The sequence below is a fragment of the Pseudoxanthomonas sp. P4_B2 genome (assembly GCF_056402315.1).
On the sequence record NZ_JBFUHQ010000003.1, the window covers coordinates 22,734 to 46,489 of the forward strand.

Annotated in this window: 15 protein-coding genes and 1 tRNA gene; 12 read left to right on the plus strand and 4 right to left on the minus strand. The window is 63.8% G+C overall.

Going from position 1 to position 23,756, the window contains the following annotated elements:
• Nucleotides 1-294: 294 nt before the first annotated feature.
• A tRNA-Arg gene (locus AC1DTQ_RS08780) sits at nt 295-371 on the minus strand.
• Between the two features lie 383 nt (nt 372-754).
• Here AC1DTQ_RS08780 and AC1DTQ_RS08785 point away from each other — a divergent pair.
• The 9 genes from AC1DTQ_RS08785 to AC1DTQ_RS08825 all read left to right on the plus strand — a co-directional run bounded on the left by AC1DTQ_RS08785 (nt 755) and on the right by AC1DTQ_RS08825 (nt 11,794).
• Nucleotides 755-1,597, plus strand: a complete 843-nt coding sequence (locus tag AC1DTQ_RS08785; RefSeq protein WP_477849178.1) for a cyanophycinase — start codon at nt 755-757, stop codon at nt 1,595-1,597.
• A gap of 79 nt (nt 1,598-1,676) precedes the next feature.
• Entirely contained in the window at nt 1,677-4,466 is a 2,790-nt protein-coding gene (cphA, locus tag AC1DTQ_RS08790) for a cyanophycin synthetase (protein WP_477849179.1), read from the plus strand.
• Nucleotides 4,450-6,273 (plus strand): Mur ligase family protein, encoded by a 1,824-nt coding sequence (locus AC1DTQ_RS08795; protein WP_477849180.1) that lies wholly within the window; start codon nt 4,450-4,452, stop codon nt 6,271-6,273. Before cphA ends, AC1DTQ_RS08795 begins: the two co-directional genes overlap by 17 nt.
• Nucleotides 6,274-6,422: 149 nt before the next feature.
• On the plus strand, nt 6,423-7,955 hold the full coding sequence (gene amaB, locus AC1DTQ_RS08800; RefSeq protein ID WP_477849182.1) for an L-piperidine-6-carboxylate dehydrogenase: 1,533 nt from the start codon (nt 6,423-6,425) through the stop codon (nt 7,953-7,955).
• Between the two features lie 20 nt (nt 7,956-7,975).
• On the plus strand, nt 7,976-8,251 hold the full coding sequence (locus AC1DTQ_RS08805; protein ID WP_477849183.1) for a DUF4190 domain-containing protein: 276 nt from the start codon (nt 7,976-7,978) through the stop codon (nt 8,249-8,251).
• Nucleotides 8,252-8,254: 3 nt separating this feature from the next.
• Nucleotides 8,255-9,307 (plus strand): quinone-dependent dihydroorotate dehydrogenase, encoded by a 1,053-nt coding sequence (locus AC1DTQ_RS08810; protein ID WP_477849184.1) that lies wholly within the window; start codon nt 8,255-8,257, stop codon nt 9,305-9,307.
• The gene (murB, locus tag AC1DTQ_RS08815; RefSeq protein ID WP_477849186.1) at nt 9,304-10,344 is read left to right on the plus strand and encodes a UDP-N-acetylmuramate dehydrogenase; all 1,041 of its coding nucleotides are present in this window, start codon (nt 9,304-9,306) and stop codon (nt 10,342-10,344) included. Before AC1DTQ_RS08810 ends, murB begins: the two co-directional genes overlap by 4 nt.
• Before the next feature lie 217 nt (nt 10,345-10,561).
• Nucleotides 10,562-11,467, plus strand: a complete 906-nt coding sequence (locus AC1DTQ_RS08820; RefSeq protein ID WP_477849187.1) for a DMT family transporter — start codon at nt 10,562-10,564, stop codon at nt 11,465-11,467.
• Between the two features lie 63 nt (nt 11,468-11,530).
• Entirely contained in the window at nt 11,531-11,794 is a 264-nt protein-coding gene (locus AC1DTQ_RS08825) for a hypothetical protein (RefSeq protein WP_477849188.1), read from the plus strand.
• Nucleotides 11,795-11,818: 24 nt separating this feature from the next.
• Here the strand turns inward: AC1DTQ_RS08825 and AC1DTQ_RS08830 are convergent, their stop codons facing one another.
• Nucleotides 11,819-12,532 carry a phosphatase PAP2 family protein gene (locus AC1DTQ_RS08830; RefSeq protein WP_477849189.1) on the minus strand — a complete coding sequence of 238 codons (714 nt, stop codon included), beginning with the start codon at nt 12,530-12,532 and terminating at the stop codon, nt 11,819-11,821.
• Entirely contained in the window at nt 12,513-13,778 is a 1,266-nt protein-coding gene (gene ispG, locus AC1DTQ_RS08835; protein ID WP_477849190.1) for a flavodoxin-dependent (E)-4-hydroxy-3-methylbut-2-enyl-diphosphate synthase, read from the minus strand. The genes AC1DTQ_RS08830 and ispG overlap by 20 nt, the downstream gene beginning before the upstream one ends.
• Before the next feature lie 84 nt (nt 13,779-13,862).
• Between ispG and xseA the strand changes: the two genes are divergently transcribed.
• From xseA to AC1DTQ_RS08850, 3 genes are all read left to right on the plus strand, one after another.
• Nucleotides 13,863-15,203 (plus strand): exodeoxyribonuclease VII large subunit, encoded by a 1,341-nt coding sequence (gene xseA / locus AC1DTQ_RS08840; RefSeq protein ID WP_477849662.1) that lies wholly within the window; start codon nt 13,863-13,865, stop codon nt 15,201-15,203.
• Nucleotides 15,204-15,582: 379 nt separating this feature from the next.
• On the plus strand, nt 15,583-18,183 hold the full coding sequence (locus AC1DTQ_RS08845; protein WP_477849191.1) for a TonB-dependent receptor plug domain-containing protein: 2,601 nt from the start codon (nt 15,583-15,585) through the stop codon (nt 18,181-18,183).
• Between the two features lie 182 nt (nt 18,184-18,365).
• Nucleotides 18,366-20,147: a vWA domain-containing protein gene (locus AC1DTQ_RS08850; protein WP_477849192.1), complete on the plus strand. Its 1,782-nt coding sequence runs from the start codon at nt 18,366-18,368 to the stop codon at nt 20,145-20,147.
• A gap of 673 nt (nt 20,148-20,820) precedes the next feature.
• Here AC1DTQ_RS08850 and AC1DTQ_RS08855 read toward each other — a convergent pair.
• Entirely contained in the window at nt 20,821-23,688 is a 2,868-nt protein-coding gene (locus AC1DTQ_RS08855; protein WP_477849663.1) for an EAL domain-containing protein, read from the minus strand.
• Between the last annotated feature and the right edge of the window lie 68 nt (nt 23,689-23,756).

Below are 23,756 nucleotides of genomic sequence, written 5' to 3' on the forward strand. Positions count from 1 at the left end.
TCAGGATCCGGGTTCCCCCGCATCCTGATCCGGGTGCGGGGACGTGGTTAGCGAGACTACGCGAACACGATCCACCGCACCCCGCTAATCGCGGTAGTGGCGGTGGTAATAATGCGGCCGAGGCCAGCCACGCCACGTCCGTGCAGCAGCGCGGAGGCTGGCATCGGGTGGAGGTTTGCGTGGGTGGCGACGGGAAGCATGGCCCTAGGGGACAGGATGACCCGGGGGCCTGTCAAGTGTTGCAGTGCGACAAGCTGCATTTGTCGCCAACAGTTGCACTTGCAACCGAAAAAGTGGTGACCCCGGCGCGATTCGAACGCACGACCTGTCCCTTAGGAGGGGACCGCTCTATCCAGCTGAGCTACGGGGCCTTGGGGGAAATTGTAATGGTTGGTGGTTGGAAGTTGGGGCTGGCGTTAAACAGGGGGTGGTGCTTTGCCCCCTTCGAAAAAGGGGGCTACGGGGGATTTGCTTTTGATCTTAAGTCTTAAGGGCAAGAGCAAATCCCCCTCAGTCCCCCTTTTTCAAAGGGGGAGGTCGAATTTCAAAGGGGGAGGTCGAACGCTTGGCTGGGTCCAATCGAGCGCTTGCCGCCCGTGCTACCTTCCCCAAGCCGGTCCGCGATACTTGCTGCCGGCATCGGGGGCGGCTTCATCGGGGGGAAATCGGGAAAACCGGACGGCGCGCGGGCGCTGCCGAGGCTCCCGTCGCGGCGGCGTTGCGCGAAGCCCTTTAGCTTTAGGAGTCGTGTTGCATGTGTCCCAGTAAGGTCGCCGACGGTGGCGAAAGAGGTTGGATCGTTCCCATCGGCGGCGCCGAGAACAAGGAAGACAACCCCCGTATCCTCAAGCGCTTCCTCGGTCTCTGCGGAGGTCGCGACGCCGAGATCGTGGTGATTCCCACCGCCAGCCAGCTGGCCGATACCGGCAGTCGCTACGAAGACATCTTCGGCGACCTGGGCGCCAGCCGGGTCGATGTGCTGGATTTCGACACCCGCCGCGATTGCCATGAACAGAATCGCCTGGACCGTATCGAGCGCGCCAGCGGCATTTTCTTCACCGGCGGCAACCAGTTGCGCCTGTCCACCATCCTGGGCGGCACCCCGGCGGCCAAACTCATCCGCGAACGCAACGCCTCGGGCATCACCGTGGGCGGCACCAGCGCCGGCGCCAGCATTCTCAGCGAACACATGATCGGCTTCGGCAAGGAGGGCGCTTCGCCCCAGGCCGACAGCGTGCGCCTAGCCCCCGGCTTGGGGCTGACCAACCGCTTCATCATCGACCAGCATTTCCGCCAGCGCGACCGCCTGGGCCGCCTGGTCGCGGCGCTGGCCTATAACCCATTCGCCATCGGCATCGGCCTGGACGAAGACACCGCCGCCTTCATCGGTCCGGACAATACCTTGGAAGTCGAAGGCAGCGGCGCGGTCACCGTGGTCGACGCCGACGGGCTCACCTTCTCTTCGATGGCCCAGGTCAGCGAGAACAAACCGGTCTGTCTGCTCGGACTGACCGTGCATATCCTGGTCGCAGGCGCTACCTTCAACCTTCACACCCGCAAAGCATCCGCCGGTTCGCTGGCGCAGTCGAAATCCTGATGATTCAAACCCCGGGCTTCAAAAGCCATCGTGCTTCAAAGCCATCATGCTTCAAAACCCTATGATCCAGAGGTAAGGCATGCGCATCCTCGAACGTTCCGTCTACGTCGGCCCATCGCAATACGCCCATTTCCCGGTCATCCGCCTGGAGCTGGACCTGCAGGCGCTGGAAGCCTGGCCCACCGGCAAACTCGGTACGGCGTTCGTCGATGGATTGATCGCCGCCCTGCCCGGCCTGGCCGAGCACGGTTGTTCGTATCGCGAACCGGGCGGCTTCATTCGCCGCATGCGCGAGGGCGAAGGCACTTGGCTGGGGCATGTGCTGGAACACGTCGCCATCGAACTGCAGAACGTGGCCGGCGAAAACGTCACTTTCGGCAAGACGCGCAGCGTCGGCGAGGATAGGCCCGGCGTTTACACCGTGGTCTATGAGTACGCGCAAAAGGAGGAAGGCATAGCCGCCGGCGAACTGGCGCTGAAACTGCTGTCTTCGCTGTTGCCGCTCGAGCTGCGGCCGAAAGACAGCGTGCCGGCCGACTGGGACTGGGATACCGCGCGCGACGACTTCATCCGCTATGCGCAACGCCGTGCGCTGGGCCCCTCCACCGCCTCGCTGGTGCGCGCGGCGGAGGAACGCGGCATTCCTTGGCTGCGCCTGAACCAGCAATCGCTGATCCAATTCGGCCACGGCAAGTACCAGCAGCGCATCCAGGCCACGGTCACCGGCAAGACCCCGCATATCTCGGTGGAACTGGCCAGCGACAAAGAAGAGACCAACAAGATCCTCGGTTCGCTAGGCCTGCCGGTGCCGCGCCAGGAACTGGTCAGCGATGCCAGCGGCGCCCTGCGCGCGGCGCGCAAGCTGGGCGGCACAGTGGTCACCAAGCCCTACAACGGCAACCACGGCCGCGGCATCACCATCAACATCTCCAGCGAGGACGAAATCCGCGAAGGCTTCGCCGCTGCGCGCGAGCATTCGCGCTCGGTCATCGTGGAAACCTACATCGGCGGCGACGATCACCGCCTGCTGGTGGTCAACGGCGAACTGATCGCCGCCACCAAGCGCACTCCCGGCCACGTGGTCGGCGATGGCAAGAGCGACATCGTCGAGCTGGTGGATCAGGTCAATTCGGATCCGCGCCGCGGCGTCGGCCACGAAAAAGTGCTGACCCGGCTGGAATTGGACGCACAGGCCGACCTGATGCTGGAACGCGTCGGCTACCACCATTTCTCAGTGCCCAAGGAAGGCGAAACCGTCTATTTGCGTTCCACCGCCAATCTGTCCACCGGCGGCACCGCCACCGACGTCACCGACATCATCCATCCCGACAATCGGGACATGGCGGTGCGCGCGGTGCGCGCCATCGGTCTGGACGTGGGCGGCGTAGATTTCATTTCGCCCAACATCGCCGAGAGTTACAAGGCCATCGGCGGCGGCATCTGCGAAATCAATGCGGCGCCGGGCTTCCGCATGCATGTCGCGCCCAGCGAAGGCACCCCGCGCGATGCCGCCGGTCCGGTGATCGACATGCTGTTCCCGCCGGGTACGCCCACGCGCGTACCCATCGCCGCGATCACCGGCACCAACGGCAAGACCACCACCGCGCGCATGCTGGCCCATATCACCAAGATGGCCGGCTACACCCCGGGCCTGACTACCACCGACGGCGTCTATATCGACGGGCAGCGCACCGTGGAAGGCGACATGACCGGCCCGGTGTCGGCGCGCATGGTGCTGTCGGATCCGCAGATCGACATCGCGGTGCTGGAAACTGCGCGCGGCGGATTATTGCGCAGCGGCATGGGCGTGCCGGAAGTGGATGTGGGCGCGGTGCTCAATGTCGCTTCCGATCATCTTGGTCTGAAAGGCATCGACACGCTGGAACAACTGGCCGAGATCAAGCGCATCGTGGTCGAAGTCGCACGCGACTGCGCGGTGCTCAACGCCGACGATCCCAACGTGCTGAAAATGTCGGCCTACACCGACGCCAAAGTGATCTGCTACGTCACCTTGAACCCCTCGCACACGCTGGTGCGCGAGCACATCCGCGCCGGCGGCCGCGCCTGCGCACTCGAAGCCGGCGTCAACGGCCACATGATCACGCTGTACGACAAGGGCAGCCACATCCCGCTGATGTGGACGCACCTGATTCCGGCCACGCTGGAAGGCCGCGCGCTGCATAACGTGCAGAACGCGATGGTGGCCGCGGCGATGGCGTTCTCGCTCGGCATCAAGCTGGACGCCATCCGCCAGGGACTGCGCACCTTCGACACCACGTTCTTCCAGGCCCCGGGCCGCATGAACGTGTACAACGAACACCCGTTCAAAGTGCTGATGGACTACGGCCACAACGCCCACGCGGTAAGCATGATGGCCGACCTGGCGCAACGCCTGGACGCGACCGGACGTCGCATCGTGGTGCTCACCGGACCCGGCGACCGCCGCGACGAAGACTTGCGCGCTATCGCCGATGCGGTTGCGGGCAAATTCGACCACTACGTCGTGCGCCGCGACGATGCCCTGCGCGGCCGCGACGGCGACGAAGTGCCGCGCATCATCGCCAAAGCCTTGCAGGCCGGCGGTGTGGCCGAAGACGCGATGTCCATCATTCCGGACGAACAGCAAGCGATCGACGCGGCGTTGCGCATGGGCCAGCCGGGCGACCTGATCCTGATCTTCGCCGACGCGCTGACGCGTTCATGGAAGCAGATCATCAAGTTCCAGCCGCAAGGCGAAGTGGCCAAGGCCGCACCGCGAGTGGAGCTGCCGTCTCTGGTGACCTCTGCGGAAGAAGCGCCCTTCGCCAGCATGGAAGGCGTGATTCGCGAGGAACGCGGGCTGGTATTCGAGCGTGAAGAAAGCGACTGAGATCTCCGTGCTTCCAGAACCGTTCGAGGACTCGCGCCGGCTGACCGGCAGCAACCTGTATTTCAACGGCACCGGCGCGGCGCTGGAGACGCTGCGTGGGCTGGACTTCGACGAAGTCGCGCTTGCGGCATGGCAGCGGAATGTAGAGACGGCGCGCACGGCGCTGGGCTGGCCGGAATCGGAAACCGTGCTCCGTCGCCACCGCACCGGCGTCTCACTCGCCTTCACCGCGCCGGCGGACCAGCTCTACACCGCGACCGAAGTCAACGAGTGGGCATGGTGGTCGGCCGTCGTTTTTTTTGGTGAGTCGCCGGTTCCATTCCACGCTCCCGGCTACGCGGCGATATGGGACGCTGAACTGGCTTTGCATACACTGCGAGCGGCTGCAGAGGCGGAGTCACGTCCTGCGCTGATCTCGCTGATGCACGCCACCGAAGCCCGTCATCTACCCTTCCTGGCCGACGACGACGAAGTAACCATCGGCGAAGGCGACGGCAGCCGCAGTTGGTTCGTGGACGAACTGCCCGCGCCCGACCAAGTCTCGTGGAATGAACTGCACGCCATTCCCACCGCGCTGGTCACCGGCTCCAACGGCAAAACCACCACCGTGCGCCTGCTGGCGGCGATGACCAAAGCCCACGGTTGGCGCACCGCGCATAGTTGCACCGATGGCGTGTATTTCGACGGGCAAGCGCTGGAGGCCGGGGACTTTTCCGGTCCGACCGGCGCGCGCACTGCGTTGCGCCAGAGTCATGCGCAGGCGGCGATCCTGGAAACCGCGCGCGGCGGAATGCTGCGCCGTGGCCTGGCGATCGCGCATGCGGATGTCGCCATCGTCACCAACATCGCTGCCGATCACTTCGGCGAATACGGCATCCACGACCTCGACGATCTGGCGACCGTGAAACTGGTGGTCGCCCGCGCGATCGATGCGCAGGGAATGCTGGTATTGAATGCCGACGATCCGGTTTTGCTGCGGCAGTCCGCGACTCTTTCCTGCCCGCTCGGCTGGTTCGCCATGGATTTCGATCTGCCCTGGCTGGCCGCCCACCGCGCGCAGGGCGGCGCCACCAGCGGCGTGCGCGCGGGACGGCTGCTGCTCCATTTCAACGGTGCGACCCACGATCTCGGCGAAGCGACCGCCATGCCGCTGACCCTGCAGGGCAAAGCCAGCTACAACACCGCCAATATCGCCGGCGCGGCACTGGCCGCATCCGCGCTCGGCATCGCCCCCGCCACCATAGCCGCCACCCTGGCTCGGTTCGGCCTATCCCCTTCCGACAATCCCGGGCGCCTGCAGCACTGGCGGTTCGGGAAGCTGCAGGTCTTCGTCGACTACGCCCACAACCCCGATGGCTTGCGCGGTCTGCTGGAGGCCGTCGGCGCGGGCAAGCGAACGGGCCGTCTGGCCATAGTTCTGGGCCATGCCGGCAACCGCGAAGATTCGGACCTCCGCGCCGTGGCCGCAACCGCCGCCAGCGTGCATCCCGAATTGCTGGTGCTGAAGGACATCGCCGGCTACGAACGTGGCCGCGCTCCCGGCGAGATCGCGGCCATCATGCGTGCGCAGCTGCTCGAAGACGGAATACCCACCGACGCCATCGCCACCTGCCTGGACGAAGTCGACGCCGCACGCATTCCACTGGCCTGGGCTCAGGACGGCGACCTGCTCGTGCTGCCGATCCACGAAATGGAAGCGCGCGAACAGATCACCGAGCTGTTGGAACGGATGACAGCGGCCGGATGGCGGCCGGGCGACCCCTTGCCGGTCGCCCTTGCGGGAGCAACGTCGGCCGAGCAGCCATGAAACTCACGGCCTAAGGGCTTCGCGACTCGCTTCGCTCCTACAAGAACGGGTCCGGTCGACCGGCCCGGTCTGCTAAAATCGTACGACTCACAGCCGCGCTCCCCCGCTTGCGGCTTCCCGAATAGCAGAAGTTTCCCCAGGAGCACCACATGTCCGCTGACCTGCTCAAGGCCCTTGGCCTTGGCCCGACCAATTCCGGCACCTACCTCGGCCGCGACGAGTGGTCCACCGCCACCGGCGCCGGCGTGCTGCAATCGGTCAACCCGACTACCGGCGAAGTGATCGCGGAAGTGGAAGCCACCGGCGACGCCGACTACGAACGGATCGTCGCCCGTGCCCAGGCCGCGTTCAAGGTCTGGCGCACCACCCCGGCCCCGCGTCGTGGCGAAGCCGTGCGCCTGTGCGGCGACGCGCTGCGCAAACACAAGGACGCGCTGGGTTCGCTGGTCGCGCTGGAGATGGGCAAGAGCAAGCCCGAGGGCGATGGCGAAGTGCAGGAGATGATCGACATCGCCGATTTCGCCGTGGGCCAGAGCCGCATGCTGTACGGCTACACCATGCATTCCGAGCGTCCCGGCCACCGCATGTACGAGCAGTACCAGCCGCTGGGCCTGGTCGGCATCATCAGCGCGTTCAATTTCCCGGTCGCGGTATGGGCCTGGAACTCGTTCCTGGCCGCGATCTGCGGCGACGTCTGCATCTGGAAGCCGTCCAACAAGACTCCGCTCACCGCCATCGCCAGCATGAAGATCTGCAACGAGGCGCTGAAGGCCGGCGGTTTCCCCGACATCTTCTTCCTGATCAACGACGCAGGCATCGAACTGGCCGAGAAGTTCGTCGACGACAAGCGCATTCCGTTGATCAGCTTCACCGGTTCCACCGCGGTCGGCCGCCGCGTGGGCGAGCGCGTCGCCCATCGCATGGGCCGCAGCCTGTTGGAGCTGGGCGGCAACAACGCCATCATCCTGGATGAAACCGCCGAACTGAAACTGGCCATTCCCGGCATCGTGTTCGGCGCGGTCGGCACCGCCGGCCAGCGCTGCACCACTACCCGCCGCCTGATCGTGCATTCGTCCATCTACGACAACGTGCTGGCCACGCTGATCAAAGCGTACAAGCAGGTCGAGAGCAAAATCGGCGACCCGCTCGACCCGGCCAATTTGATGGGCCCGCTCAACAGCCAGCACGCCGTGCAGCAGTTCCTGGCTTCCATCGAAAAAGCCAAAGCCAGCGGCGGCATCGTGGAAACCGGCGGCACCGCGATCGATCGTCCCGGCAACTTCGTGTTGCCGGCCATCGTCACTGGCCTGAAGAACACCGATGAAGTCGTGCAGCACGAAACCTTCGCCCCGATCCTGTACGTGATGAAGTACGAAACGCTGGACGAAGCCATCGACATGCAGAACGCGGTGCCGCAGGGCCTGTCGTCGTCCATCTTCACCCAGAACCTGAAGGCGGCAGAACAGTTCCTGTCCGCGGCCGGTTCCGACTGCGGCATCGCCAACGTCAACATCGGCACCAGCGGCGCGGAGATCGGCGGCGCCTTCGGTGGCGAGAAGGAAACCGGCGGCGGCCGCGAATCGGGCTCGGACGCGTGGAAGGTCTATATGCGTCGCCAGACCAACACCATCAACTACTCCGACTCCCTGCCGCTGGCACAGGGCATCAAATTCGACCTTTGATCCTTTCAGGAGCCCAGCGAATGAATATTCCGGTCCGACAAAACAGCGCGCTTGCGGTTATTAGCTTGGTCGCAGGCATCCTGGGCTGGACCTTGGTGCCGTTTCTGGGAAGCCTGGTCGCTATCGTCACCGGGCATATGGCGCGCAAGGAGATCCGCCAGAATCCGGAGCTGGAAGGAGACACCATGGCCATCATTGGACTGGTGCTGGGCTGGGTGGCGGTGATCGGAACCGTGCTTGCCATCCTGGCTTTCCTGTTGCTCTTCGGCGGCCTGGCCTGGCTGAGCACGCGCTGACGGATGTACAGCCTTGCCCGCCCCTTTTTATTCGGTCTCGATGCGGAGCACGCCCATGGGTTGGGGCTCAAGGCAATGGAACTGGCCTATCGCACCGGCACCAGCCCGTTGCTGGCCAGGAAGATCGAGCCACTGCCTACCAAGGCCTTCGGCCTGACCTTTCCCAATCCGGTCGGACTGGCCGCAGGACTGGACAAGAATGGCGCGCATATCGACGCGCTGCTTGCTCTTGGTTTCGGCTTCGTGGAAATCGGCACGGTCACCCCGCGCGCGCAACAGGGCAATCCCAAGCCGCGCATGTTCCGCTTGCCGCAGCACAAGGCGGTGATCAACCGGCTGGGCTTCAACAACGAAGGCGTGGATGCGTTGGTGGCCAACGTGGGACGCGCGCGGCGCAAGACCGGATTGCTGGGCATCAACATCGGCAGGAACAAAGACACTTCGAACGAGCGCGCCGCCTCCGACTATCTGTATTGCCTTGAACGCGTGTATCCGCTTGCGGACTACATCACCGTCAACATCTCCTCTCCCAACACCGCCGGTTTGCGCGAACTGCAGGAAGAACAGGCCCTGCGCCAGCTGATCGGCGCGCTGCGCGAATCACAGGAAGAGCTGGGCGCGCAGCACGGCAAGCGCGTGCCGATGCTGGTGAAGATCGCGCCCGATCTTTCCGACGAGGACATCGATGCGGTCGCGCGCGTGCTGCGCGATCTTTCCGTCGACGGCGTCATCGCCACCAACACCACGGTGTCGCGCATGAGCGTGCAGGAGCATCCCTTGGCCCACGAGACCGGAGGCCTGTCCGGTGCGCCGCTGATGGGTCAGGCGACCATGGTCCTGCGCAAACTGCGCACCCGCTTGCCCGACAGCATTCCGGTGATCGGCGTGGGCGGCATACTTTCGGGCGCAGATGCGGTGGCGAAGATGTCGGCCGGCGCGACGCTGATCCAGTGCTATACCGGCCTGGTCTATCGCGGCCCCGAACTGGTAGGCGAATGCGTCGACGCGATCCGTCGCCGTCGCGAACACCGCAGCGGCGCGGTTCCGCTGGCATGAGCCTGCTTTGGCGGCTGATCGTCGATGCGGACTTGCGATCGCGTAATACCTTCGGCGTCGCGGCCCGCGCGCCCTGGTTGATCGAAGTGCGCAACAGTGCCGCGCTGGGCGAAGTGCTGGCGCTACCCGAACTTCAGGGAACCGCACCGCTGGTGCTGGGCGGGGGCAGCAACCTGCTGTTTGCCGGCAATCCCGAAACCGCGGCCCTAGCGCTCGACACCCATCGCATCGACATCCTCGAAGACGACGGCATGACGACGATCGTCCGGGTCGATGCTGGCGTGGAGTGGCATGCGCTGGTGTTGTGGACGTTGCAACAAGGATTGATGGGGTTGGAGAACCTGGCCCTGATCCCGGGCACGGCGGGCGCCGCACCCATCCAGAACATCGGCGCGTACGGCACGGAAGTCGGCGAGTTCGTCCGCGCTGTGGAAACCTGGGATCGCACTACGGGCGCGATGGCGCGGTTGGATCGCGAATCCTGCGCGTTCGCCTATCGCGACAGCCTGTTCAAACGCATGCCGGATCGCCATATCGTCACCGCAGTGGAGTTCGCCTTACCGCGCGCGCGCGCCTTGAAACTGGACTACGCCGGCATTCCGGAGGAGCTGCAGGCGATGAACATCGCATCGCCGACCTTCCGTGACGTGGCCGAGGCGGTGATCCGCATCCGCACCCGCAAGTTGCCCAATCCGGCCGTCATCGGCAATGCGGGCAGTTTCTTCAAGAACCCCCTCGTACCGGCCGCGCTGGCCGACGAACTGCAGCAGCGACACGCCGGACTGCCGGTATTTCGCGGTGATGCGGTCGACAATCGCAAGATTTCCGCTGCCTGGATGATCGAGAACTGCGGCTGGAAAGGCTTCCGTGAAGGCGATGCCGGCGTGGCTGAATCGCATGCCTTGGTGCTTGTGAATCATGGCTCGGCGACAGGTCTTGAGTTGCTTACGCTGGCAAGGCGTGTTGCCGAATCCGTGCATGCACGCTTCGGTATCGTTATCGAGCCGGAGCCCAAGATCATCGGCGCCACCTGGTAACCGTGCGGGCATGATGCTTCCCCCTTTGAAAAAGGGGATTAAGGGGGATTTGCTTTTGGCGCAATCAAAGATCAAGAGCAAATCCCCCGTAGCCCCCTTTTCCAAAGGGGGCAAAGCAAAGCGACCTAGCATCACCGATTAGGGCGGAATCCAGCAATTGCATACCAGCGGCCGCAACCGCAAACTAGCGCCACGAATCGCGAGCCGTCTTTTTCCTATGCCGCTCCCCACTCCCATCCGCGCCGCCCTGCTCATGCTGGGCAGTACGATGTTCTTCGGCCTGATGGTAGTGGCGATCCGGTTGGCGTCGGCCAGCCTGCATACCTTCGAGATCGCGTTCTTCCGCAACTTCTTCGGGCTGATCGCCGCCTTGCCTCTATTGATCAAGCACGGGCCAGGTCTTCTGCGCACCACGCAGTTTCCGAAATACCTGTTCCGCTGCCTGATCGGGATCTGCTCGATGCTGGCCGGATTCTGGGCCATCGGCCATCTTCCGCTGGCCCAAGCAGTATCGCTGTCCTACTCCACGCCGTTGTTCGTGACCATCGCTGCCGCAGCGATGCTGGGCGAGCAGGTGCGCGCTCGACGCTGGACTGCGGTGATCCTGGGCTTTATCGGCGTGCTCATCATCGTGCGACCGGGCACGGAGGGGTTCAGCAGCAACTCCATCATCGCGGTTCTGGCGGCCGTGCTCAGCAGCATCGTGGCGATCCAGATCAAACAACTTTCGGCTACGGAGCCGGCCGATCGCATCGTCATCTACACCACGCTGCTATGGGTGCCGATGTCGCTACTGCCGGCACTCGGCGTGTGGCAGTGGCCGCAGGGCATCACCTGGCTCTGGGTGATCGCAGCGGGGGTGATGGGCACCGGCGGGCATATGTTGTGGACGCGGGCGTTGAAATTGGGCGAAGTCTCCGCACTGACCCCGATCACCTTCATGCAGTTGCCGCTGGTCGTGCTGTTCGGCTGGTGGCTGTTCGACGAGCCGCTGAATCACTGGACGCTGCTCGGTGCCGCTATCATCTTCGGCGCCAACGCCTATATCGCGCATCGCGAAGCGGTGTTGGCACGGCGTGCCGAGTCGGACGCGCCGACTTCCGCGGCTAAGCCGGGCGAATAGACTTCCTTATCTGCTGCTAGCGCTGGTCGCCGCAGCCGTCGCAATCACCACCGAGGCAATCGCATGGCAATGTCCGAATCCGATATCCAGAAAGGCTGGATCTACCGCACCAGCCACAACCAGGAACGCCTGGTGCTGGGCTGGGACCGCGACGGTCGCGTCGTTTACTGTTCGAAGGGAAAGGACAAGGAACGTCCGTTCCAGAATTGCCACGTACGCATCACCGGCCAGAAATTCGCGCAGCGCGCGATCGGCAAGGTCAGTCAGATCGAAGACCTGAAGCCCTACCTGATCGCCAACAAGGCGACCACGGTGGTGGTGCGCTGACGCTGGATTTTCAGGACGCCCGTCCTAGCGTTGAGGAGCCACCACCGCATCCGACCGCCAGGGATGCAGAACCCGATGGAACAGTGCGAGATAAGTACCCACCACCCAGACCGTAGCGGCCATCCATCCGCCCAGGATGTCGGATGGGTAATGCACGCCCAGATACACGCGCGCGAACCCGACCAGCAGAACGAATGCCGCCATCGGCATCAGCACCGGCCAGCGCCATCGCGTGTGCCAGGCCAGCAGGATCGCGGCCATGGCCAAAGTCATCGACCCCATGGCATGCCCGCTGGGGAAACTGAAGGTGTCCTCGGGCAGGATGGATTTCCACAAGGTCGGCCGATCGCGCTGGAAGAACTGCTTGCTACCCAGATTGAGCAACGCTGAACCCACGAAGGCGACGGCGGCGAAAGTCGCTTCGCGCCAGCGTCTGGTCCACAAGATGGCAAACACCACGACCACGTCGATGGCGACCACGCCTTCGTAGCCCGCGGTGGAGACCGCGGCGAAGAACCGGTCCATGCGTGGCCCCGCCCAGGCATGCACGCCCAGCAGCAACGGGTCGTCGAACACGAACCGCTCCAGTTCGTGCACTTCGTCGGCTAGCTCGGCGAAGATCCACAAAGGCAGCAACACGCCCAGGAACAAGAGCACGATGCGCCCTCCATTGCGCTGCAGCAGTCCCGCTATGGCACGCGCGCCGCGCGCGGTCTTATTACGCAACGCTTCGTGCATAACGCTTTTCGACGTAGCCGTCGATCAGGGCGACGAATTCCTGGGCGATGTTCTCGCCGCGCAGCGTCACCGCCTTCTCGCCATCGATGAAGACCGGCGCGGTCGGCGCTTCGCCGGTGCCGGGCAGGGAAATGCCGATATTGGCGTGGCGCGATTCGCCCGGGCCGTTCACTACGCAACCCATCACTGCCAGGGTCATGTTTTCGGCGCCCGGATGGCTCACTTTCCACTCCGGCATCTTCGCGCGCACATGGTTCTGCACCACGCCCGCCAGTTCCTGGAAGAATTCGGAAGTAGTACGCCCGCAACCCGGGCAGGCAGTGACCATGGGCGTGAACGCGCGCAGGCCGGTGGTCTGCAGCAGTTCCTGCGCCACGATGACTTCCTGGGTGCGCGACTGGCCCGGCTCTGGCGTCAGCGAGATGCGGATGGTGTCGCCGATGCCTTCCTGCAACAGCACCGCCAGCGCCGCCGAGGAAGCGACAATGCCCTTGCTGCCGATGCCGGCCTCGGTGAGGCCCAGATGCAATGCGAAATCCGAACGCTGCGCCAGGTCGCGGTATACGGCGATAAGTTCTTGCACGCCGCTGACTTTGCAGCTCAGCACGATGCGTTCGCGCGGAAGACCGATCTCGACCGCGCGTTCGGCCGAATCCAGTGCCGAGCGGATCAGCGCCTCGCGCAGCACCAGACTGGCCTCCCAGGGTTCGGCGCGCTGCGCGTTCTCGTCCATCAGCTGCGCGGCCAGCGACTGGTCCAGCGAACCCCAGTTCACGCCGATGCGCACGGGCTTGTCGTACTTCAGCGCGAATTCGATCAGTTGCGCGAACTGGGTGTCCTTCTTGCGGCCGAAACCGACATTGCCCGGGTTGATGCGGTACTTGGCCAAGGCCTCGGCGCAGGCCGGCTCGTTGCTCAGCAGGGTATGGCCGTTGTAGTGGAAATCGCCAATCACCGGCACTTCGATGCCCATCATCCGCAGCTTTTCGACGATGTGCGGCACGGCTGCGGCGGATTCGGGGTTGTTCACCGTGACACGGACCAGTTCCGAACCCGCGCGCCATAGTTCGGCGACTTGCTTCACGGTGGAGGCGATATCGGCGGTATCGGTGTTGGTCATGGACTGCACCACCACCGGCTGGCCGCCGCCTACGGTGACCGCGCCCACCTGTACCGCGCGGTTGATGCGGCGTGGCGAGGGGCCGGCCTCAGGAGGAAGTTTGCAAGGAGCGGACAGATCGTTCATGGCCACCATTTTAGACCGTTCCGCCCGTTTCTCCCTTCGCCCACCTTTCCGCCAGCGAAACGGCTGGGTTAGGGTAGCGGGATGATCCAAGACCCCGCCCGCGACATCCTCACCCCCAGCCAGCTCAATACGCTGGCGCGCGACCTGCTCGAAAGCGCCTTCCCGCTGGTCTGGGTGGAGGCCGAGCTGGGCAATGTCACCCGACCCGCCTCGGGGCACCTCTATTTCACCCTCAAGGACGCGCGCGCGCAGGTGAAGTGCGCGATGTTCAAGCCCAAGAGCCAGTGGCTGAAGTTCGTGCCGCGCGAGGGCCTGCGCGTGCTGGGACGCGGCCGCCTGACCCTGTATGAAGCACGCGGCGATTACCAGTTGGTCATGGACCACCTGGAGGAAGCCGGCGAAGGCGCACTGCGTCGCGCCTTCGATGAACTGAAAGCGAAGCTGACGGCCGAAGGGCTGTTCGACGAAGAGCGCAAGCGTCCCCTGCCCGCCCATGTGCGGCGCCTGGCCGTCATCACTTCGCCCAGCGGTGCGGCGGTGCGCGATGTGTTGAGCGTGTTGGGACGACGCTTTCCCTTGCTGGAAGTCGATGTGTTGCCGGTGCAGGTGCAGGGCGAAGCTGCCGCCGCGCAGATCACGGCGATGCTCAAACGCGCGGCGGCTTCCGACCGTTACGACGTGATCCTGCTGACGCGCGGCGGCGGTTCACTGGAAGACCTATGGGCCTTCAATGACGAACAACTAGCGCGCACGATCGCCGCTTCGCCGGTGCCCGTAGTTTCGGCGGTCGGCCACGAGACCGATTTCAGCCTTGCCGATTTCGCCGCCGACCTGCGCGCACCGACGCCTTCGGTCGCTGCCGAACTATTGGTTCCCAACCGGATCGATCTGCTCACGCGCTTGCAGGGATTGCAACGCCGCATGTCCGCGTTGCAGTTGCAGTCGCTGCGCCAATCGATGCAACGCGCTGACCGTGCCGTGTTGCGCCTGCAAGCCATGCGTCCGCAGGCGCGTCTGCAACTGCTGCAACGGCGCCGGTTGGAAGCGCATCGGCGGCTGGAATCCGCATGGCGCGAACAGTTGGAACGCCGCCACGCCGCATTGCGCCATGCCGCCGCCGTCTTGCGATCCAACCAGCCGCAACGACGCGTGGCGAACTTGCGGGAAGACCTACTGTCATTGGCGCAACGGGCGCAAGCCGCCACTGCTCGCACCCTGCAGCGCGATGCGCTGGAGTTGCGTGGATTAGCGCGTTCGCTCGAAGCGGTGAGTCCGCTAGCGACCATCGCGCGCGGCTATTCGATTCTGCAAGACGATGCTGGGCGCATCGTACGCAGCGTGCGGGAGACGACAACGGGAGACCGGCTCACAGCGCGTCTCCACGACGGCACCTTGAAGGTGCATGTCGAAGAGTCCGACGCTTAGTGCACCGGTGCGGTGCGTTAAACGCACCGCTGTGATTCGTTGAAAACGTTATCAATTCGAATGTAATCACGCATACGCCGGGATCTGCCGTTTTCCTGCCCCATATCCCAGTACTAATTGTTGTGGAAATGTTATTACTCGCATCAGGTTGTCATGACCTTGTCATGTGACCGTGCATGACGAGGCGTGCGACCTATTGATTCGTTCGCAACGGACTATCGAGGAAGGCACTGTCCCGAAAAACCGGGAGGACGGGTTACCGGAGGGGAATTTCACTGCACCGGGATTGTTTTTTTAACCATGACTCCCGAGCCGACACTGATTGCAGCCACGGCCGGGAGCGCCTGACACCATCCATCGACTAAGGGGCTTATTACCAATGAATGCGAACAAGAAAAACAACCGACGGCTGGCGCGCGCACCGCTCGCACACGGCGTGAAATGTGCCTTAGCCATCGCCGCTCTGTCCTTCGCCGGCGTGGCCGTCGCGCAGGAGCAGACGCCGGCTTCCACGACGGATCAGTCTCAGGAGGCCACCACTCTGGAAACGGTGTCGGTGCTGGGCTCGCGCACCAAGCCGCGCACCGAAGCCAGTTCGGCGGTGCCCATCGACATCCTGAGCGGTGAGGAATTCCATAACCAGCCATCGGTCGACGTGCTCGACAAGCTGCGCACCCTGGTGCCCTCGTTCAATGTCAGCACCATTCCGATCGACGACGCCGCCTCCTTAGTGCGTCCAGCCAACCTGCGCGGCCTGCCGCCAGACAACACTCTGGTACTGGTGAACGGCAAGCGCCGCCACCGCGCGGCGGTCATCACTTTCCTCGGCCACGGTCTGTCCGACGGCTCGCAGGGTCCGGACATCTCGGTGTTCCCGTCGATGGCGCTGGAGCAGGTTGAAGTGCTGCGCGACGGCGCCGCGGCGCAATACGGTTCGGACGCCATCGCCGGCGTGATCAACTTTGGCCTTAAGAGGCTGGACCACGGTGGCGCCGTGGAAGCCTTCGCCGGCGAGTACTTCGAAGGCGACGGCTTCACCCAGCAGTACAGTGCTCAGGTCGGCCTGCCGCTTACCGCGAACGGTTTTGCCACGCTTACCGCCGAATGGCGCAGCGCCGATCCGACCTCGCGCAGCGTGCAGCGCGACGATGCCGCGGCCGTCGCAGCCGCTGGCTATCCGGACGTGCGCAACCCGGCGCAGATCTGGGGTTCGCCGGAAGTCCACGAGGACATGAAGTTCGTCGCCAACTTCGGCATCTCCGGCGAGAGCGTCGATTTCTACGGCTTCGGCAACTACGCCAAACGCGACGTCGAGGGAGGCTTCTATTACCGCAATCCGACCACGCGCAGTGGTGTGTTTTCGAATGACGGCGGCAACACCCTGCTGATCGGCGACCTGAATACCGCCAATGCGGTGACCTGCCCGACCATCGCGCTACGCGATGGCAGCGGTACCTTGCTGCCGTACGCCACGGTCGCAGCTGGGCTTGCTGCGTTGCCGGCGGAGTGCTTCACCTTCCTCTCGCAGTTTCCTGGCGGCTTCACTCCGCAGTTCGGCGGCAGGATGGAAGACCAATCGCTCGTTCTCGGTGTTAAGGGCGTGTGGGGCGACAGTTGGCATTGGGATCTGAGCGGCAGCTATGGCCGCAACGAGATCGAGTTCTACATGCTCAACACGATCAATGCCTCGTTGGGGCCCAATCAGCCGGGCGCCAACGAGTTCGCTCCTGGCGGCAACACGCAGACCGAGACCAACTTCAATTTCGACTTAGCCAGGGATTTCGAGACCGACTTCACCAGTGGGCCACTGAGCCTGGCGATGGGCGCGGAATGGCGCAAGGAAGAGTTTGAGATCCGCGCCGGCGATATTTCCTCGTACGCGATCGGGCCGTTGGTCTCGCAGGGTTTCTCCCTGGGCTCCAACGGCTTCAACGGCTTCAATCCGCGTACGGCCGGCAGCCATAGCCGCGACAACTGGGCGGTCTATATCGACGCCGAAGCGCAGTTCACCGACCAGTTCAGGCTAGCGGCGGCGGTGCGGCATGAGGATTTCAGCGACTTCGGCGGCACCACCAACTGGAAGCTGACCGGCCGCTATGACTTCACCGACACCTTCGCGGTCCGCGGTGCGGTCAGCACCGGTTTCCGCGCGCCGACGCCCGGCCAGGCCAACGCCGAGCAGGTGACCACGTCCTTCATCAATGGCCAGCTGCGTGACACGGCAGTGCTGTCGCCGAACAACCCGATCGCCCAGTTCTACGGCGCCGAGCCGCTGACGCCGGAAGAGTCGAAGAATGCATCGCTGGGCCTGGTGTGGAATAGCGGCAGCTGGCTGGTCACGGCCGACTGGTACCAAATCAAGACAGAAGACCGCATCGCTCTCAGCACTTTCTTCACGGTGACCGACGCGGATCGCGCGGCGCTGGTAGCGGGTGGCAACCCTGAAGCGGCGTCGATCAGCGAGGTGCAATTCTTCGTCAACGACTTCGACACCACCACCAGCGGCGTCGACCTTGTCGCCAGCTACGACAGCGACCACTTCGGCGGCAAGACCACCTACTCGCTGGCCGCCAACTGGAACAAGACCGAGGTCGACGACTTCACCCCGGGCATCATCACCCCGATCCGGATCAAGAAACTGGAAGAATCGCTGCCCAGCGCCAAGGGTTACCTCAGCGTCAACCACCAGCGCGAGGTATTCCATGCCAATGCCCGTGTGAACTACTACGGCTCCTTCTTCGAGGACCATCTGGACGACGGCGGCTTGCCGATCAACGGCGGCAGCGCAGTGACGGTGGATGCCGAGATCGGCTGGAAGTTCGCTTCGGGCCTGTACTTCGACCTCGGTGCTCAGAACCTGTTCGACAAGGTGCCGGACGAGAACCCGTGGGCCGGCATCGCCGGTGCGAAGTACCCGGTGCACGCGCCGTACGGTTTCACCGGCGGCTTCTACTACGCGCGCGTGGGCTGGAAGTTCTGAGTCGCGTCCTTTTCACGCAAGGCAAAAACCCCGCTTCGGCGGGGTTTTTTGTTAAGGTCTCGGCCTGCGGCAATTCAGCGCCTGAAAGCCGTCGATCGAATGCGCAGTTCCTCAAGCGATCCTCGTAACCCCACTCCCGGACCTGCCGCGTTGAACTCCCTGTCCACCACGGGAGAACCGCCATGCAATGCCGCCTGCCCCGCAAGACCCTGCTCCACAACGCAATCTTCTGTACCAGCCTGATCGCCATCGCCGCAATAAGCGGCTGCAAGTCCAGTCCCGAAACCGCAGCTGAGGCTCCGGCCGATGCTTCCGTGTTGCAAGAAGCAACATTGGACCGCGTCGAAGTCAGCGGCAGCCGTATGAAACGCGCGGACTTGGAACGAGGCGTGCTTGCAGACGCCGCGAAGGCGAGTGAGAGCTATGCGCCGGCGGCACCGCCGGCGCCCGTGATGGCCTATGCAACGAGCGGCAACGTGGTTCACATGCGGATCGCACCGGCTTACGTCCAGGCCGAACCCGCCAACACCGAAAAATACGCGGAACGCACCGATAACCCCGTGCACCGCACTAGCGAACAGCCTGTTTCCACGTTCTCCGTCGATGTCGACACTGGCAGCTACAGCAATGTCCGTCGGATGCTGAATCAGGGAATACGTCCTCCGGCGGATTCGGTTCGAGCCGAGGAATTCATCAACTACTTCAGCTACCAGCATCCTGCTCCGGCCGACCGAAATGTCCCCTTCCGCGTCACCACCGAGCTGGCGGCCGCGCCCTGGAACGGCCAGCGCCAACTGTTGTTGATCGGCATCAAGGGTTACGACGTTCCTAAGGCGACGCTGCCGCCTTCCAACTTGGTTTTCCTGATCGATACTTCCGGCTCGATGGACTCACCGGACAAGTTGCCGCTGCTCAAACAGGCGTTCTCGATGCTGGTGCCGCAGCTGCGCGAACAGGACCGCGTGTCCATCGTGGTCTATGCCGGTTCCGCAGGACTCGTGTTGCCGCCCACGCCCGGCGATCGGCATGACGAAATCCTGGCGGCGCTCGATCGTCTGCAGGCCGGCGGCAGCACCAACGGCGGCGACGGGATACAGCTCGCTTACGCCATGGCCAAGCAGTCTTACCTGAAAGACGGCGTCAACCGGGTGATCCTGGCCACCGACGGCGATTTCAATGTCGGAACCGTCAGCCAGGAAGCGCTTGAAACGCTGGTAGGCGACCAGCGCAAATCCGGCGTAGCGCTGACTACGTTGGGTTTCGGACAGGGCAACTACAACGACAGCATGGCCGAACGCCTGGCCGATGTGGGCGACGGCAACCACGCCTACATCGACACGCCGCAAGAAGCGCGCAAGGTGCTGGTCGAGGAAATGCAGGCGACGCTGCTGACCATCGCTCGTGATGTGAAGATCCAGATCGAGTTCAACCCGGCGCTAGTTTCCGAATACCGCTTGATCGGCTACGAAAACCGCTTGTTGAACCGCGAGGACTTCGCCAACGACAAGGTCGATGCCGGCGATATCGGCGCAGGCCATGAAGTCACCGCGCTTTACGAGATCACGCCTACCGGTTCCGCAGCGGATCGCCTGCCAGCGCTTCGCTACGGAAAGGACAAACCGGAGGCCGGCGGGAATGCCAACGAGCTGGCGCACCTCCGCCTGCGCTACAAACTGCCGGGCGCCGACAGCAGCCGCTTGATCGAGACTCCGATCCTGCGTTCATCGCTGACGGCGCAGCCCAGCCAGTCGCTACGCTTCGCCAGCGCCGTGTCGGCTTATGCCGATCTGCTGCGAGGCGGTACCCATGTCGAAAAATGGAGCTGGAACGACGTGGCCGAAGCTGCGCGCGGTGCGCAGGGCGAGGATCGTTACGGACTGCGCAAGGAGTTCGTGGAACTGGTCAGCCGGGCGCGCCAGATCGTTTCCACCGAAAGCAAGACGCCGGCCATCGCTGGTGAATGAGACGAACCGCCGCATCGCACAGGGACGTGCGATGCGAGGCCAAGCGCGTCATTTGTAGGAGGGGCCCTGGCTCAGAGGCTTTCGGCAGGATCTGTCGGGACTAAAAAATGCCTTCGTCATCCCAGCGGCTTTCAACAGCTGAATGGCTGGTCAAAGCTCACCTCGAGTGCTTTAGTCGGGGGTTGGGATCCATCTTGATTTTGATCTTGCTTATGCGCCTTTGCTCTTTCAATGCCCCGTGAGGCGCGGCAAGCCGGTCGGGTAAACCCCGCAGGGGCGGCGCACAAGGATGTGCGCCGTTTCCGGAGGCGCAGGATGCGCCTTACGGAAATTCCTGGCCTGCAAATTCCTGGCCTGCTTGCGGACCCAACGGCTCCATCGTTGGGCGCGCCGTTAGAGCCTGCCCCGTACTCGATACGGGGGCGGCTTTCTTTTGGTTACTTATCTTTGCCGTTCACTGCGCCGCAGGAGCGGCGCGAACGGCGAAGCCGGCCCGAAGGGCGGAGCGCATGGATGCGCGGAGTAAAGAAAAGTGACTCGCGCGCAGCGCGAAAAGCTTTTGCTCAAGATTCAAAAGCAAGATCAAGATGGATGACCAGCCATTCGGCTGTTGAAAAGCACTTCCAGCGCTCGCTGGGATGACGAGCTTTTTGTATAGGCCTGCCATTCGCCTTCAATCCCAGTTCGGCTGCAGCGGCGCCGGCGGCAACCCGCCGATCTGCGCTGCGGGACGGCCCAGCAGATAGCCTTGGCCATGAGTGCAGCCCAGTTCGATCAACGCTTGGCGCTGCTCTTCGGTCTCCACGCCCTCGGCGATGGTGTCGATGCCCAGAGTGTTGGCCAGGGCAAGGATCGCGCGCACCAGAGCCAGGCTTTCCGGCCTGCCCTCGCCGCCGATGCCGGCGATGAAACTGCGGTCGATCTTCAATACCGATATCGGGAAACGGTGCAGGTACGAAAGCGCGGAGAAGCCGGTGCCGAAATCATCCAGCTGGGCCAGGATTCCGTGCTGGCGCAAGGTGCGCAGGGTGCGCAAGGTGCGAGGGGCGTCGTCCAGCAGCGCCACTTCGGTGATCTCCACGCGCATGCGCGCGGGATCCGCACCCACCGCATAGAACATAGCCAGCAGCCGGTCGGCGAAGTCCGGCGAACGGAAATGCCGCGGCGATACGTTGACCGATATGTAACCTTCGCCGCCGCGCGCCAGTTGTTCGACCACCTGTTCGTACAACAGCCAGTCCACCTGTTCGATCAACCCGCTGTCCTCGCCCAGGCTGATGAACTCGGCGGGCAGCAACAGACCGCGGCGCTCGTGCTGCCAGCGCAACAGCGCCTCATGGCCGATGACGGCGCCGTCTTCCAGGCGTTTGATCGGTTGGTAGAACGGCAGGAAATCGTGATTGTTGATGGCCCGGCGCAGATCGGCTTCCAGATCCAGGCTCTGCATCGCCTCTTCGCGCATCGCCTCGTCGAACACCGCATAACGGTCGCGGCCCTGCGCTTTGGCGCGGTACATCGCCGCATCCGCATCGCGCAACAATTCTTCGCCGTTGCGGTAGCGCGGATGCCAGGCGGCGATGCCCAGGCTGGCCGAGGGGAAGAGTTCGCGTCCTGCGACCCACATGGGCCGGCCCAGTACCGACAGGATGCGTTGGGACAGATCGCGCGCGCTTTCCAGGCCATCGGCGTATTCGATCAGGATCGCGAACTCGTCGCCGCCCAGGCGCGACACCACATCGTTGCCGCGCACCGTGGACGTGATGCGTCGCGATACCTCCACCAGCAGTTCGTCGCCGGCCGCGTGGCCGATACTGTCGTTGACCAGTTTGAAACGGTCCAGGTCCAGGAACAGAACCGCGAATTCCTGCCCATCGCCATGGCGGGCGCGATCGATGGCCGCGGACAGGCGATCCAGCAGGTGCGGACGGTTGGGCAGGCCCGTGAGTCCATCATGGGTGGCTTGATGGGTCAGGCGCTGCTCTGCGCGCAAGCGTTCGCCCATCTGCGCCAGTAGCTTGGCATTCGTTTCGGCCAGCTCGTGGGTGCGATCGTCGACCCGACGCTCCAGTTCGGCATGGGCGGCACGCAGGTGTTGCTGCGCGCGTTGCTTGGCCAAGCCGTTGCCGATGTTATGAGCGACGAAGGTGAGCAGATTCTGGTCGTGCGGGCTGAAGCTGACGTCCGGCGAATAACTCTGCACCGCGATGACGCCCACCACCTCCTCGTCGCGATACAGCGGCACGCCCAGCCAGCTGTAGGCGTGCGGACCGTACTCGTGCACCTTGCCTTGCGCACCTAGTTCGGCCAGCTTGGCGCGGTCGGCCAGAAGGGGGCGGCAGCTAGCGATGACGTGCTCGGTTAAACCGTTGGTCAACTTGCGCGATAGCCGCATCGGATCGCGTTCGTCGATCGAGTACGGGAAATCCAGCGTTTCTCCGTCGTCGGATAGCAGGGCGATGTAGAAATTGCGCGCGTAGATCAGCTCGTCCACGACCGCATGCACATCGGCGTAGAAGCGTTCCAGATTCTCCGAGTTAATCGCCAGCTCGGCGATGCGGAATAGCGCGCGCTGCAATTTCTCGGCGCGTTTGCGCTCCAGGATTTCGGCCTGAAGCTCGCGGTTGGCGCGCTGCAGTTCGTGGGTGCGCGCCTCGATACGGCGCTCCAGATCTACATGCGCGTGCTTGCGATCCAGCGCGGTGAGGATGTGCTGGGCCACATAACCCAGCAACGCACGGTCCTCGTCGGCATAACTGCCCGGCGTGTCGTAGCTCTGCACCACGATGGCCCCGCAGACGCGGTCCTCGCGGCGCATCGGCACACCCAGCCAGTCCAGACTGTCGGGGCCGTGCGAGGGGTCGCGCACTACGCCCATTTTCTGCCGCACCGCGGTGGAAGGTCCACGCACGGGCTGGCCATGGCGCAACAAAGCGAAGGTCATGCTGTTGGGCATTTCTTCTTCGGTGAATTCCCGTTCGGGATCGGCGACATAAGTGTCTTTCTGGTCCACGAAGTGTAGGAAGCGCACGCTGCGGCGCTGATCGTCGTAGAGCACGATGTAGCAGTTGTCGGCGGACATCAGCGAGCCAACCACCGCATGGATGCGCCTGAGCATTTCCGGCATTTCCAGATCGGCGCTGGCCAGATCTGCTATCTCGTACAACGCCTGCTGCAAGCGCTTGGATTTTTCCAACGACACGATCCGCGCCTGCGCCCGCGATGAATCCAGCGTGGCCATCACCAAGGTCCTGGCCAGCGTCAGCCAGGACTGGCGCTCGCCGCCGGTCAGGGGCGACGGCATTGCAGCCGCTACGGCCATGCGCGCATTGCCGTCCGCGTTGTCCCAGGCATGGACCACGCTCCGGGGTTCGTCGGTTTCGGCATCCGGGTCGGACAAGACCAGTTCGGCGCTTCGACGCAGGCCAGCGCTTCCTCCGGGGGCCATCGAGCCGCCGCTGCCCAGTGCCCAGTCGCGCCAGCACACCGCTACCGAAGCGCCCGTCGGCAGCAGGTCGCGCAGGATCACCACGATGCGATCCATAGGCGAAACCGCCACCACCGGCGCACGGGCGGTCTGGCCCACGGACAAGTCGTTGACGGAAGCTTCCG

What these genes read in the sequence shown, in the direction of transcription:
- AC1DTQ_RS08850 (WP_477849192.1), top strand. Translation starts at nt 18,366, where the DNA reads ATGCAATGCCGCCTGCCCCGCAAGACCCTGCTCCACAACGCAATCTTC.
- ispG (WP_477849190.1), bottom strand. Translation starts at nt 13,778, where the DNA reads ATGAACGATCTGTCCGCTCCTTGCAAACTTCCTCCTGAGGCCGGCCCC.
- AC1DTQ_RS08855 (WP_477849663.1), bottom strand. Translation starts at nt 23,688, where the DNA reads ATGGATCGCATCGTGGTGATCCTGCGCGACCTGCTGCCGACGGGCGCT.
- cphA (WP_477849179.1), top strand. Translation starts at nt 1,677, where the DNA reads ATGCGCATCCTCGAACGTTCCGTCTACGTCGGCCCATCGCAATACGCC.
- AC1DTQ_RS08820 (WP_477849187.1), top strand. Translation starts at nt 10,562, where the DNA reads ATGCCGCTCCCCACTCCCATCCGCGCCGCCCTGCTCATGCTGGGCAGT.
- amaB (WP_477849182.1), top strand. Translation starts at nt 6,423, where the DNA reads ATGTCCGCTGACCTGCTCAAGGCCCTTGGCCTTGGCCCGACCAATTCC.
- murB (WP_477849186.1), top strand. Translation starts at nt 9,304, where the DNA reads ATGAGCCTGCTTTGGCGGCTGATCGTCGATGCGGACTTGCGATCGCGT.
- AC1DTQ_RS08830 (WP_477849189.1), bottom strand. Translation starts at nt 12,532, where the DNA reads ATGCACGAAGCGTTGCGTAATAAGACCGCGCGCGGCGCGCGTGCCATA.
- AC1DTQ_RS08810 (WP_477849184.1), top strand. Translation starts at nt 8,255, where the DNA reads ATGTACAGCCTTGCCCGCCCCTTTTTATTCGGTCTCGATGCGGAGCAC.
- AC1DTQ_RS08825 (WP_477849188.1), top strand. Translation starts at nt 11,531, where the DNA reads ATGGCAATGTCCGAATCCGATATCCAGAAAGGCTGGATCTACCGCACC.
- AC1DTQ_RS08845 (WP_477849191.1), top strand. Translation starts at nt 15,583, where the DNA reads ATGAATGCGAACAAGAAAAACAACCGACGGCTGGCGCGCGCACCGCTC.
- AC1DTQ_RS08805 (WP_477849183.1), top strand. Translation starts at nt 7,976, where the DNA reads ATGAATATTCCGGTCCGACAAAACAGCGCGCTTGCGGTTATTAGCTTG.
- AC1DTQ_RS08785 (WP_477849178.1), top strand. Translation starts at nt 755, where the DNA reads ATGTGTCCCAGTAAGGTCGCCGACGGTGGCGAAAGAGGTTGGATCGTT.